This window comes from Collinsella sp. AF23-4AC, assembly GCF_003462685.1.
In the GTDB taxonomy this organism is placed as follows: Bacteria; Actinomycetota; Coriobacteriia; order Coriobacteriales; family Coriobacteriaceae; genus Collinsella.
On record NZ_QRVE01000014.1, the window covers coordinates 5,260 to 17,968 of the forward strand.

9 protein-coding genes and 1 tRNA gene are annotated in these 12,709 nt (G+C 58.6%); 1 reads left to right on the top strand and 9 read right to left on the bottom strand.

Annotated elements, in window-relative coordinates; all coding sequences use genetic code 11:
- Positions 1-493: 493 nt before the first annotated feature.
- From rplT to recJ, 9 genes are all read right to left on the bottom strand, one after another.
- On the bottom strand, positions 494-853 hold the full coding sequence (rplT, locus tag DWY05_RS07495) for a 50S ribosomal protein L20 (RefSeq protein WP_006234421.1): 360 nt from the start codon (positions 851-853) through the stop codon (positions 494-496).
- 46 nt (positions 854-899) lie between these two features.
- Positions 900-1,091 (bottom strand): 50S ribosomal protein L35, encoded by a 192-nt coding sequence (rpmI, locus tag DWY05_RS07500; RefSeq protein ID WP_006234422.1) that lies wholly within the window; start codon positions 1,089-1,091, stop codon positions 900-902.
- A gap of 32 nt (positions 1,092-1,123) precedes the next feature.
- Positions 1,124-1,693 (bottom strand): translation initiation factor IF-3, encoded by a 570-nt coding sequence (infC, locus tag DWY05_RS07505; RefSeq protein ID WP_006234423.1) that lies wholly within the window; start codon positions 1,691-1,693, stop codon positions 1,124-1,126.
- A gap of 431 nt (positions 1,694-2,124) precedes the next feature.
- Positions 2,125-2,211, bottom strand: a tRNA-Leu gene (locus DWY05_RS07510).
- A 39-nt stretch (positions 2,212-2,250) separates the two neighbouring features.
- The gene (locus DWY05_RS07515) at positions 2,251-3,684 is read right to left on the bottom strand and encodes a transglutaminase-like domain-containing protein (RefSeq protein ID WP_117821249.1); all 1,434 of its coding nucleotides are present in this window, start codon (positions 3,682-3,684) and stop codon (positions 2,251-2,253) included.
- A 256-nt stretch (positions 3,685-3,940) separates the two neighbouring features.
- Complete coding sequence (fba, locus tag DWY05_RS07520; RefSeq protein WP_035137086.1) at positions 3,941-4,807, bottom strand: class II fructose-1,6-bisphosphate aldolase; 867 nt, start codon at positions 4,805-4,807, stop codon at positions 3,941-3,943.
- A 194-nt stretch (positions 4,808-5,001) separates the two neighbouring features.
- Positions 5,002-5,685, bottom strand: coding sequence for an MBL fold metallo-hydrolase (locus DWY05_RS07525; protein WP_117821250.1), 684 nt, complete (start codon positions 5,683-5,685; stop codon positions 5,002-5,004).
- An 84-nt stretch (positions 5,686-5,769) separates the two neighbouring features.
- Positions 5,770-8,130: a bifunctional (p)ppGpp synthetase/guanosine-3',5'-bis(diphosphate) 3'-pyrophosphohydrolase gene (locus DWY05_RS07530; RefSeq protein ID WP_117821251.1), complete on the bottom strand. Its 2,361-nt coding sequence runs from the start codon at positions 8,128-8,130 to the stop codon at positions 5,770-5,772.
- A 15-nt stretch (positions 8,131-8,145) separates the two neighbouring features.
- On the bottom strand, positions 8,146-11,433 hold the full coding sequence (gene recJ, locus DWY05_RS07535) for a single-stranded-DNA-specific exonuclease RecJ (protein WP_117821252.1): 3,288 nt from the start codon (positions 11,431-11,433) through the stop codon (positions 8,146-8,148).
- A 276-nt stretch (positions 11,434-11,709) separates the two neighbouring features.
- On the opposite strand from recJ, the gene DWY05_RS07540 reads away from it, so the two are divergent.
- Positions 11,710-12,708 (top strand): bile acid:sodium symporter family protein, encoded by a 999-nt coding sequence (locus DWY05_RS07540; protein ID WP_117821253.1) that lies wholly within the window; start codon positions 11,710-11,712, stop codon positions 12,706-12,708.
- The last annotated feature ends 1 nt before the right edge of the window (position 12,709 follow it).

The window sequence follows — 12,709 nt, forward strand, 5'->3', positions numbered from 1 at the left end:
GCTGATCGGTTCCGTTCGATTCATATGGTTTTAGTATAGGAAAAGGAATTTCTCGGGGCCGCCTCTCGGCGGCCTTGCGAAAAACAAATCCAAGTTAGACCATTTCAAATGGTTCGATGTCTGCCCGGATGCGACACTGAATGTGTCCATCCTCGCAGTATCCGGTTCTCAAGGTGCACGCCTGGCGGCTGATCCGGTCCGACCGGGCCGCGCGGCAAGGAGATATATTGCCAGACCGGAGGGGCGCCGTGGGCGGGAATTCCACTCTTCACAAGTCCTACACAATACATCGCTTCCTATATAAGTTATAGAAAGGCTGGTGCAGAAATACTGCACGTATCAGATGATGACCCTTCGGTTAAGAGATATATAAAGATCGGTCACCTGTAAGTGTCTATCTACCCGCGCTTTTGCTATATAAACCAGCGCTTCAGATAAAAAGAGGGAGCGCCGCGCACAACGCGACACTCCCCTAGCGATTCAAGAGAATCTATTAGGCCTCGAGAGCCTTCTTGGCGATGGTAGCCAGCTCGTTGAAGGACTCGATGTCCTCGTAAGCCATCTGGGCCAGGACCTTGCGGTCGAGCTCGATGCCGGCAACCTTCAGGCCGTGCATGAACTGCGAGTAAGAGATGTCGTTCAGGCGAGCAGCAGCGTTGATACGAGTGATCCAGAGAGAACGGATCTCGCGCTTCTTGTTGCGGCGATCACGATACTGATACTGCAGGGAGTGCTGGACCTGCTCTTTAGCATGCTTGTAAGTACGCGAAGCGGCACCGTAGTAACCCTTCGCACGGTGCATAACGGTACGGCGCTTCTTCTTGGCGGCAACAGCGCGCTTAATACGTGCCATGTTCTATCAACTCCTAGACGGTAAAACGAAAAACGGGAACGCGAACTTAGGCGAGACGCGACTTGATGACCTTGCGGTCGGCAGCGGCGATCTCGGTCTCCTGACGGAAGCCACGCTTACGCTTGGTGGACTTCTTGCTCAGGATGTGGCTCTTGAAAGCCTTGGCGCGCATAAGCTTGCCGGTACCAGTCTTGCGGAAACGCTTCTTGGTGCCGCTGTGGGACTTCATCTTAGGCATGAAATACTCCTTAATCGGTTACAGAACACTAGTTACTTGGTATCGCTTGCCGCTTTATCCTCATCGAAGGCGCCCTTAATCGGGGCGAGCAGCATAAGCATGTTACGGCCTTCCATCTTAGGCTTGGACTCGACCGTAGCGTAAGGCTTGAGATCCTCGGCGAGACGCTCGAGAACGTTAAGGCCCTGCTCCGGGTGAGCCATCTCACGGCCGCGGAACATGATGGTGATCTTAACGCGTGCGCCCTTCTTGAGGAAACGCAGAACGTGGCCCTTCTTGGTCTCGTAGTCGCCAACGTCGATCTTGGGTCGGAACTTCATTTCCTTGACCTCGACCTTGGACTGGTTCTTACGAGCGGCCTTGGCCTTCATGGCCTGCTGGTACTTGAACTTACCGTAGTCCATGACCTTGCAGACCGGCGGCTCCGCGTTGGGAGCGATCTCGACCAGGTCGAGACCCTGATCGTCGGCGACGCGCTGGGCATCGCGGATGGCGAACAGACCGAGCTGAGAGCCATCGACGCCAATCAAACGGCACGAAGATGCAGTGATCTCGTCGTTGATGCGGGTGTCATCAGACTTAGCTATTTTCCCTACCTCCATTCATAAAAAAATAACCCGGCGCTTCTTTGCAACCAGGTCTTACACATAGACATCCTCGATTTGAGGAAGAGAATCTAAGTTGTATGACCAGTCAGCTGCTCATTGGCGCCAAAAGGTGGGAACCCTCGGGTTCCTCTTTAGGGCATTGCGGAAACAACGCCTTGCGAATAATAACACGTACAGCGCGTTATCACATTACGTACACGAAAAAGGGGCCTTGACCCCCTTGAACGCTCGCTTGCATGTATGGTGCCCGAGGCGAGACTCGAAGGGCCTTCGCTTCGCGAAGCCCCGGGCTTCGGGCGCGTGGCGCCCTCGCCACGCTCCGCTACAGACAGGCCACAGGCCTGTTTGCTTAACGCTTCGCGCGCTCACGCGAGTTCGGCACGAAAAAGGGGGCCGCAACCCCCTTGAACGCTCACTTGCATGTATGGTGCCCGAGGCGAGACTCGAACTCGCACGTTGTTGCCAACGGTGGATTTTGAGTCCACTGCGTCTGCCAATTCCGCCACTCGGGCACGCAATGCGTGAGTTAGTTTATCACAGCTTTCTGCCGATTAGTCTGAAAATGGAACTTCAACCATTTCGATGAGTTCGACCGTGCGGAGCATCTCGCGCTGACGGCATCCGCGACCGTCGACCGAAGCCTCACCCATCTGGTTATCGTAAGGGTCCTCGCGCATGCCGTCGAAAGAGGGCTCAAGCTCTGCCTGGAATCGATTGTTGGCCACCATACGCCACGGGTCGAGATTGCCAAAGTAGTGACGGCGGCGCCACTCCTCCCCCATCCTGCGAGCAGAAGATCCAAATGACACGTCGGCGTTGAGCCAACCGGCCTGCGGCGTATAGAACTCTGCCCAGTCGTGCGACCCCACCGAATCGGGCGCAACGTACAGGCCGCTCTGCCAACGGGCAGGCACGCCCGCGATACGGCACATGGTGATAAACGTGAGCGCCATAACGCCGCAATCGCCGCGGAGCGAATGCGCGCAGTCATCGGCAATAGATCCCAAAAGCAAGTACGGCGGCTGATAGCGATAGTCGATATGCTGCGTCAGGTAATCATAGATAGCACGGGCGCGATCGAGCGGATCCTCGAGTCCGTCAACAACACTGGCCGTCAGCTGCTGCAGATACGGCGTGAATGCAATGTGCGGACGGTCCTCGGAAATATCCTCGGACAGAGGCGCGTCCATACGCGGATGAACCGGAAGTGTGCCACCGTAGACATCACAATAAGCAGCATCGATGTGATAGCGATAGGTCACCGAGAATGAGCGCTCACTCGAAGAAGACCACGAGACGGTACGCGCCGAAGCGTTCGCGGGAGCAACAGCACCCTCCGGCGTCATGTCGAGAATCTCGACCCGAGACTGCTGGCGGCAGGTGGCGGCAACGGGAAGCCAAGCGCGAACGGTCTCCCCCTCTAGAGCGCCGGGGACAGACACAGACGCTTTAAGCGTAATGACGCGAGCCAATCCGTTTTGCGACTCCATCTCCTTGAGCATCTCGTTGCGCAGTGCAATTCCGTCCGTAGGATCGGGACGCATGCCGGGGACCTCTTTGGGATATACGCGAAGCGAATCGAGGAAGTTGTCGAGAACGAACAGCTCGCCATCGATAAAGCGCCAGTCAATACGCTTACGATTAATCAGGTCATCAAACTGCTCTTCGGTAAACTCTGGCCACTCCACGCGAATCATCGCAATAGCCTGGTCGCGCGACACCGAAAAATGAAGCGGCGTCTCGAGCATGCGATACCGCTCGGCACGAACACAAGCAGCCAGCGAAGGCTCGGGGTTCTGCTCCAAAAGGCGATCGCAGGCAGCAACAGCCTGCGTCAAATACCCCGCATCCTTAAGACGAAGAATCTCGGGCGGCAGTCCAACATCGAGATGACGAAAGTCATCACAGCAAACATCAACAGAGCAACCAACAGGACCCTCGTCAATAACCTTCCCATCCGAAGGCAGCACATTAATAACAGCCATACCAAACTCCAAGTCATTAGAACTCTTGAAGTCCATTGTAGCGAGATAAAAAAGAAAGCCCCAATAAAGGAACCCTCAACACCGATAAACGGTACCTATAAAAATGAATTCAGCCCAGTAACCCTGTAGCGAGTTAACAAAGGAGGCCCCGTTTCCCCGGAGCTGATTCCGTCGCGCGACTTCTGGCGAAGCCAGGTGAGCGCGAGGGAAACAGCGTAGGGGAAACGGGGCCTCCGGCGGGAAGTTAAACCGCTACTTACGCCTTGTTGACGGAGCCAAACTCCTCCATGAGCTCCTTGGTGCGGGCAACGATGTTGTCGCGACCAGGCTTGAGGAGCTTGCGGGGGTCAAAGCCCTTGCCCTGCTGATCCTTGCCAGCCTCGATGTACTCGCGGACGCCCTTGGCGAAGACGAGCTGCAGGTCGGTGTTGACGTTGATCTTGGAGATGCCCAGGGAGATGGCCTTCTTGATCTGATCCTCGGGGATGCCGGTGCCACCGTGCAGGACGAGGGGCAGGTCGCCGGTCTGGGCCTTGATCTCGCCCAGGCGCTCGAAGGAAAGGCCAGCCCAGTCGGCGGGGTACACGCCATGGATGTTGCCGATGCCGCAGGCGAGGAAGTCGACGCCCAGGTCAGCGATCTGCTTGCACTCAGCAGGATCAGCGAGCTCGCCGCTGGAGGTCACGCCGTCCTCGGTGCCGCCGATGCCGCCGACCTCGGCCTCGATGGACATGCCCTTGGAGTGGGCAAGCTCAACGAGCTCCTTGGTGCGGTCGAGGTTAAGCTGGAAGGTCTCCTCGTGAGAGCCGTCATACATGATGGACGTGAAGCCGGCCTCGATGCACTTAAAGCAGTCCTCGTAAGAACCGTGATCGAGGTGAAGGGCGACGGGAACGGTAACGCCCGTGGCCTCGACGGCAGCCTTGACCATGTCGGCGCAGACCTTGAAACCGCCCATCCACTTAGCGGCACCAGCGGTGCACTGAAGGATCAGCGGAGACTTGGCCTCCTCGGCGGCCTGGAGAATAGCCAGGGTCCACTCGAGGTTGTTGGTGTTGAAGGCACCAAGACCGTACTTGCCGGCCTCGGCCTTCTTGAGCATGTCTGCTGCGTTGACGAGCATAAAAGAAACCTCCTGTAAGGTTGCTCCGATAACGCCTGAGATTTTACCACGGCGTACCCGAGCATAAACGTTCGTTTGTTCACGAATATCGTCCAAACAGACTTTTTTGACCGTTTGCCCCACGGAATCGACCCGTTGGGGAAAAATAGCTTGACGTTTGGGCACTTCTCGTGCTTCAAAAGCCGACTATTAAGCTAAATCTGCATGAAAGGGTTCTGCATGAGCTCGCGTGCCATGGTGGTCGAATCGCCATGGCCGGTTAGGCAAACGGTATCGGGCGGGAGAAGCCGGGCGAGTTTGGAGAGCGAGCGCAGAATCGCCGCCTCGTCTCCTCCAGAAAGATCGGTGCGGCCGTGCCCGCCCGGAAACAGGGTGTCGCCCACAAAGGCAATGTTCCCCTGCTCGGTGGCAGCAAACAAGACGATCCCGCCCGGCGTATGCCCTGGCGTCTCGATCACCTGCAGGTAGATATCGCCCACCTCGATAGCATCTCCCTCGGCGAGCAGGCGCGTCGGCTCCCCGGGGTCAGGCGTCTCAATGCCCCACATAGCTCGCTGTTCCTCGATGTTCGCATGCGGCACCGCCACATCCTTAGCACACAGCTCATACTGGCAGCCCTCGCCAACGGTGGTTCGCACGCCTGCAACACCACCAACATGATCGGCATGGCCATGAGTGCATACGGCGCCAAACACGCGTACGCCGGGATGCTCGGCTCGGATATGCTCCATCAAGCGCTCTCCTTCCCATGCGGGGTCGATAATCACGCACTCATTGTCCGAAATAACAGCATAGCTATTGGTCTGAATGGGACCGTTTACGAGCGTCTCGATCTCGACCGATCCCTTGGGAGTTAAATCCAAGGACACAGCGCTCATGTCCCTCTCCTCTCTATAGAACTCGAGGCATCAAACGATGCCTCGAGTGTAACGAATATCGATAATGTGACACGTTCGTCGTGACTAAACGCGGCGCTTAAGCTGGGCTCCACCCTCACCGGGCATCAGGCGGCGCGCGTCGTAGACCGAGTCAACGCTGCTGATGGAGGCCAGCAGCGGATCCAGACCACTCGCGTCCGAGATCTCGACCATAAAGCGCAGGGTTGCAATACCCTCGCGGTTGGTCGACGTGGCGGCAGAAAGGATATTGCCGCCCGCATCGCCAATGGCAATGGTGACATCCTTGAGAAGGCCCATGCGGTCCAGGCACTCGACCACGATCTCGACCTGGAAGAGGGTGTCGGCAGCGCCGTCCCACTCCACATCGATCATGCGCTCGGGATGTTCCATAAGACCCTTGACGTTAGGGCAGTTGGCGCGATGCACCGAAACGCCACGACCGCGCGTAATGAAGCCGACGATGTCGTCGCCCGTCACGGGGTTGCAGCAATGAGCCAGACGGACCAGCAGGCCGCTGTTGCTCTCGCCCTTGACGATAATGCCGTTACTGGCGCTCTTGCCGCGCTTTTGCGGCTTGCGGTTGGAGCCGCGAGCGGGCTGCTTCACGACCTCGGCGATAGCCTCGGCCTTGGTGAGCTGTTCCTCGGGCTTGGGGTCCAAAATTTGCTCGACCTTATTGCCCACAGCGCGCGGGGCAACCTTGCCGGCGCCGACGGCGGCAAACAGGTCCTCGAGCTGCTTGAAGTTAAACTGCTCCGCCACGGCGTTGAGCGCACGCGTCGAACGCGGCGTAGAAATGCCATAGCCACGCTTACGCAGGTCCTTGGCCAGCATATCGCGACCAGCAGCAGCGTCGTCGTCCTTGGTCGCAGCGGCAAAATAGCGGCGGATCTTTGACTTGGCGGAAGGTGTCTTAACGATCTTGAGCCAATCACGCGACGGCTTGGAACTCTTGTTAGTCAGAATCTCGACACGGTCACCCGTCTTAATCTCGTGCGTGAGCGGAGCCACCGCACCGTTGATTTTGGCGCCGACGCAATGGTTTCCCACCTCGGTGTGAACGGCGTAGGCAAAGTCGAGCGGCGTGGAGCCGGCACGAAGCGCCATGACCTCGCCCTTGGGCGTAAAGACAAAAATTTCCTGGTCGAACAAGTCGACCTTCAGCGAATGCAGGTATTCCTTGGCATCGGTGATCTCGTCAGACGCTGCCCAATCGAGCGAATGTTTGAGCCAGTTAATCTGGTCGTCCAAACGTTGAGCGTCATTGGTCTTGGAAGCAGACGATCCGCCCGATTTCTTATACAGCCAGTGGGCGGCAATGCCGTACTCGGCCTGCTCATGCATCTCGTAGGTTCGAATCTGAATCTCGAGCGGGCGGGCCGTGGGGCCGATAACCGTCGTGTGGAGCGACTGGTAGTTATTGACCTTGGGCATGGCGATATAGTCTTTAAAACGACCGGGCATGGGATGCCACAAGGTATGCACGGCACCAAGCGTGGAATAGCAATCGCGCACCGAATGAGTGATGACGCGCAGCGCCACCAGATCGTAGATCTCGGAGAACTCCTTGCCCTTGCGCTTCATCTTTTGGTAGATGGACCAATAGTGCTTGGAACGGCCGTTGATCTGAAAGCCCTCAAGACCAATGCGATTGAGCTCGTCGGTGAGCGTCTTGATGGTCTCGGCCAGATAACGCTCGCGAACCTCGCGCGACTCGGCTACCATGCGCGCGATGCGTTGGTAGGCGTCGGGCTCAAGGTAGAAGAAGGACAGGTCCTCGAGCTCCCACTTGATAGAGCTCATGCCCAGGCGGTCGGCAAGAGGCGCGTATACGTCCATGGTCTCGCGGGCCTTAAACAGACGGCGGTCCTCGCGCAGGGCTGCAAGGGTGCGCATGTTATGCAGGCGGTCGGCAAGCTTAACGATGATGACGCGGATGTCCTTGGACATGGCGAGGAACATCTTGCGCAGCGTGAGGGCCTGCTTCTCGTCCATGCTGTCGACTTCGATGTTGGTGAGCTTGGTCACGCCGTCGACGAGTTCTGCCACGGTTTCGCCAAACAGGCCGGAAACATCGGTAAGCGAGGTCTCAGTATCCTCGACGGTATCGTGCAGCAGCGCGGCGCACACCACATCGCAGTCCATCTTAAGATCGGCCAAAATGATGGCAACCTCGACGGGATGGTTAATGTACATCTCGCCCGAGCGGCGCTTTTGGTTGCAGTGCTTCTCGGCGGCAAAGCAGTAGGCCTGCTCCACCTTGGAGAAGTCATCCTCATTCATATATTTGAGGCACAGGCGCTCCAGCTTGTCGTAGCTGTCCGCCATAATCTCGGGCGGCAGCTCATCGGCATGCTTATAGTGCTCCATCTCAGAAAAAGGCTGGAGGGTGGAATCATGGGCGGTACGGGCTGCGGCATCCATCGAAGTCCCCTTCCCCTAGGCCCGCGGTACGATCGGGCGGTTAACTTTGGCTAGCATATCAGAAGCGCACGAATCGAGCGCCCAACTCCGGAAAGCCGAGAACTCCATGCGCGAGCGCAAGCCCTCCAAATAGCGAATTGACCTGCTTAATTGCACGCGGCCGGGGTTTTCTGCCATCGCGATGCGACGCGTATCGTCAAACCCCGAAACGCGGCAGAAACCGAGTTCTTCGAAGATTCCCAAGCCGCTTGCCACCGAGCGCTCATCGACCGGCGTGCGCGCGTCGATTGCAAGGCACATCTGCGCGATGTCGATATCGCTTGCGCAGAATGAATCGTCCCCCGTCTTGCCACGGTTGGAGCGCCACATGGTCTGCAGCGCTCGATAGAGCGTGACAAGCTCATCACGCTCGGGCGCGTAACAATCGAGCAGGCGCTCATTAATACGAGCGTCACGCGACGAATAGAGCAGGTGAATCACAGCGGGCTGTCCATCGCGGCCGGCACGGCCGCTCATCTGGTTAAACTCAATCGCGCCAAACGGCATGTGGTAGAGCACGACATGACGGATATCGGGCAAGTTGACGCCCTCACCGAAAGCCGAAGTTGAAACGATGCAGCTGAGACTTCCGTCTCTAAAGGCTTCCTCGACACGGCGGCGATCGGAGCGCGCAAGCCCGGCGTTATAGAACGCGATATGGGTCGCACAGTCGGGCACGCGTTTGCGCAACGTCTTGGCAAGTGCCACGGACTGGTCGCGCGAGTTCACGTAGATAACGGTCTTCTCCCCCGTCGCCACGATCGACACCAGGCGATTTTCGCGGCTCGCAAGGTCACGGTCGTCCTCGAGTTGCAGGTTCTCGCGAACGGTCTCGTCGACCACCGTCCTGGTAATCGGCAATACACGAGCAAGCTCCGCCACGACCGGGGCCGTCGCGGTAGCCGTTGCCGCCATGACAACGGGGTCGCCCAGGGCTTTGAGAATATCGGGCATGTCGAGGTATGCGCTCCGGTCGCCGCCTTTGGCAAGACCGGCATGGTGCGCCTCATCGATAACGACAAAGCCAATACGTCCAGAACGTGCAAAGCGATCGCGATGGATAGACAGGAACTCCGGCGTCGTGAGAACGATGCCGGTGCGGCCCGAAGCCAGGCCGGCAAACACGTCATCGCGCGCCGCCTCCACGGTCTCGCCGGTCAGCACGCCAACGCCAATGCCGAGCGCGGCCATCGTCGAGGAAAGGTGATAGGCCTGGTCGGCAACGAGTGCGCGCAGCGGATAGACAAAAATGCTCGCGCGCCCGCGAAGAACCGCCTCGCGTGCGGCATGTACATGGAAAATCAGAGACTTGCCGCGACCCGTTCCCATAACGGCCAAAACGCTCTGGTGGTCGGCCAGGGCGTCAAGCGCCTCGACCTGCGCGCGGTGCGGCTGGTTCGATCCGATAAAGCTGTGAATGAGCGAGCGCGTGAGCTCGGTATAGGAAAGCTGGGCAAGCGTCTCGCGTTTACGCGACTCCAAGCGCAGTCCAGAATCCGCCGGTTGTACGCCGCGGCGAAGCTCACATGCCGGATCATCAACGCTGGGCGCCGTGGTATCGCGGACCAAGACATCCTTGATCATGAGCTTTGGCTTTACGCGACCTTGCCAATGCTCGGCAACGGCCTCGAACACCAAGTCGACGGCGCTGTCGCAATTGATAAGCCTGTCAATCTGCGGCACACGGAACATGATTGCCGGCACGCTCGCGGCTCCATCCGTCGCCACGAAGCGCATATGCTCGCCGGTCTTACCCACCACGGCGCGATCACACATCGTCACGCCCTCGGCAGCCAGCAGCGGCACCTTATTACCCTGGCCAAACGGCTCAAGGCGGGAAATCTGCTCGATGGTCTCGATATTCAATTCGGAAAGGTCGACCGTGGCGGCAACCTCGTCGGTGTCCTCAAAGTCCTCGGCGGGAAGCTCGGACAACACGGCGGAAAGACGTCGACGAAACTCATCGAGCTTAGATGCCTCGATGGTCACGCCCACCGCACCGGCATGCCCGCCGCGGCGAATCAGCAAGTCGGAGCAGCGCTCGACGGCTTCGAACAGGTTAACCTTGCCTACCGAGCGGCCCGAGCCACGTGCTATACCGTCCTCGATAGAGAAAAGCAGCGCCGGCACGTGATATCGGTTGGTAAGGCGGCTCGCCACGATGCCCTTAACGCCCTCGTGCCAACCTTCGCCGCCCACGACGATTGCGCGCCCGCCGTCATAAGTCTTCTCGACCTTTGTCATGGCGTCGCGCGTGAGCTCCGCCTCGATCTCGCGACGCTGGCGGTTGATCTCCTCAAGCTCGGCGGCAAGCGCGCTCGCTTCGATGGGGTCGTGGGCAAGCAGCAGGTCAAGCGCCAATTTTGGATCGGCCATGCGGCCGGCGGCGTTTAAGCGGGGAATGAGCGAGAACGATAGACCGTCCGCCGTAATGGTAGTCAGATCGGCCTTGGCGAGCGCTGCAAGCGCGATGTAGCCGGGACGAGCCGTCACGCGCATCTGCTGGATACCCTCGGCGACCAGAGCGCGATTCTCGGGCGTCAATGGCATCATGTCGGACACGGTGCCCAGCGCCGCAACCTCAATCAGCGAACGCCAATACGACGGCTTGCCCAGACGCTCACCCAAAACCTGCACCAGCTTGAGCGCCACACCGGCACCGGCAAGTTCACGCGAGGGCCCCTCATCCTCGAGTTTAGGGTCGGTCAGGGGCACGCCCTGCGGCACCTGGTCGGACGGCTCATGATGGTCCGTAACCACCAGATCGATTCCCAGGCTCTCCAGATAGGAGACCTCTTCCTTGGCCGCGATACCGTTATCGACGGTCACGATCAGATTGGGTTGGGCGAGCTCGTTGACGCGGTCGAGCGCCGCACGCGAAAGGCCATATCCCTCGTCAAAGCGGTGCGGGATGAATGGTGTGACATCGGCGCCAAACGTCCGCAGCGCCTCGGTCAACAGACAAGTCGACGTAATGCCGTCGACGTCAAAATCACCAAAGACGGCGATGCGTTCGTGGTTGCGAATGGCGCACTCAACACGATCGGCAACAACCGACATGCCCGGAATGACGAGCGGATCGGCCCAATCACGATCGAGCGAAGGCGTCAAAAATAGCTGTCCTTCCTCAATCGAGGCAATGCCGTGCGCAACCATAATGCGTGCCACCAGCCCGGGTATGCCCAGACCAGCCGAAAGCTCCTTTTCGAGCTCGGGATTTTGCTGAGCGACCGCCCAGCGATGCGTCGTCTTAAGCGATGACATAGGCGCCCACCCCCGATAGGGGCAGGTCGCCGCGATACCTCTCACGGTTCATAGCGATGAGTCCTCTGTGTATGCCCGCTTCGGCAGGCAGATCTGTTGAACGGATTTATTATACCGTGCGGCACGGACACAGAGCCTCGCAGCACGCCGTGGTTTCGGTAAACGATGCCGGTAATAGCCTCGAAATAATCGAGCGTTTCTGACGCACGGACGCATGCGAGCGTCTAGCATATCCATTCAAAACGGATTCACGAGTAAAGGGAGTCGCAAGCGCATATGAAGCAATGGGTTGGACTGGGAAAGTTCCTCGCAGGGCATATGCAGATCATCGTTCCGATTTGCGTGGCGCTCGGCGTGCTCTTTCCTCAGCAGATCGGCGTTCTCAAGCCCATCGTTCCCGCCCTCTTCGCCTTTATGACGTTCCAAGGTGCGCTCAGCAACACCTTTCACCAGGTGGCCGAGGTGTTCCGCCGTCCCCTACATTTGATTTTGGCGTTATTTGTCTCGGCCGTGCTCATCCCCATCGCGGCGTATGCCATGAGCTCACTGTTCTTTGGTTCCAACCCAAACCTTGTCTGCGGCATCGTGCTCGAGTACAGCGTACCCGTGGCAGTCACCGCCTTTATGTGGATTAGCATGTTCGGCGGCAACGGCCCGCTCGCGCTCACCATCATCCTGACGTCCTCGGTCATCTCGCCCGTGACGATTCCGCTCACGCTGAAGCTCCTGCTGGGTGCCACCGTCGCAATCGATGTTCCGGGCATGATGCAGAACATGGCCTTTATGATCGCCATCCCTGCCGTGTTCGGCATCGTGATCAACGAGCTCACGCGCGGATGGGGACATGAGAAACTCTCCCCCGCGCTTTCGCCCGCCTGCAAGTTCATGATGATGGGGGTCATCGCGTCCAACTCCACCGCCATGAGCGAGTACGTGTTGCACATGAATGTTGAGCGCTTGGAAGTCGCCCTCTTTATTTTGGTCTTCGCCATCAGCGGCTTTGTCGTCGGTTTTCTGGTCGCCCGTGCGTTGCACCTGCCGTATAGCGAGACGACCACCATGTGCTTTACCTGCGGCATGCGTAACATCTCTTCGGGCGCCGTCATCGCCACGCAGTACTTTCCAGGCGAAGTCGTGTTTCCCGTCATGTGCGGAACGCTGTTTCAGCAGGTGCTCGCCTCGGTTATCGGACATCTCTTTGAGCGACTGACCGGCGAGGAGCGCGCCGCCCAACGCAAGCGCGTCGAGGCCGGCCGCGACGCCATGGGACGCTAGA

What these genes read in the sequence shown, in the direction of transcription:
- rplT (WP_006234421.1), bottom strand. Translation starts at nt 853, where the DNA reads ATGGCACGTATTAAGCGCGCTGTTGCCGCCAAGAAGAAGCGCCGTACC.
- rpmI (WP_006234422.1), bottom strand. Translation starts at nt 1,091, where the DNA reads ATGCCTAAGATGAAGTCCCACAGCGGCACCAAGAAGCGTTTCCGCAAG.
- fba (WP_035137086.1), bottom strand. Translation starts at nt 4,807, where the DNA reads ATGCTCGTCAACGCAGCAGACATGCTCAAGAAGGCCGAGGCCGGCAAG.
- DWY05_RS07540 (WP_117821253.1), top strand. Translation starts at nt 11,710, where the DNA reads ATGAAGCAATGGGTTGGACTGGGAAAGTTCCTCGCAGGGCATATGCAG.
- infC (WP_006234423.1), bottom strand. Translation starts at nt 1,693, where the DNA reads ATGGAGGTAGGGAAAATAGCTAAGTCTGATGACACCCGCATCAACGAC.
- DWY05_RS07530 (WP_117821251.1), bottom strand. Translation starts at nt 8,130, where the DNA reads ATGGATGCCGCAGCCCGTACCGCCCATGATTCCACCCTCCAGCCTTTT.
- DWY05_RS07525 (WP_117821250.1), bottom strand. Translation starts at nt 5,685, where the DNA reads ATGAGCGCTGTGTCCTTGGATTTAACTCCCAAGGGATCGGTCGAGATC.
- DWY05_RS07515 (WP_117821249.1), bottom strand. Translation starts at nt 3,684, where the DNA reads ATGGCTGTTATTAATGTGCTGCCTTCGGATGGGAAGGTTATTGACGAG.
- recJ (WP_117821252.1), bottom strand. Translation starts at nt 11,433, where the DNA reads ATGTCATCGCTTAAGACGACGCATCGCTGGGCGGTCGCTCAGCAAAAT.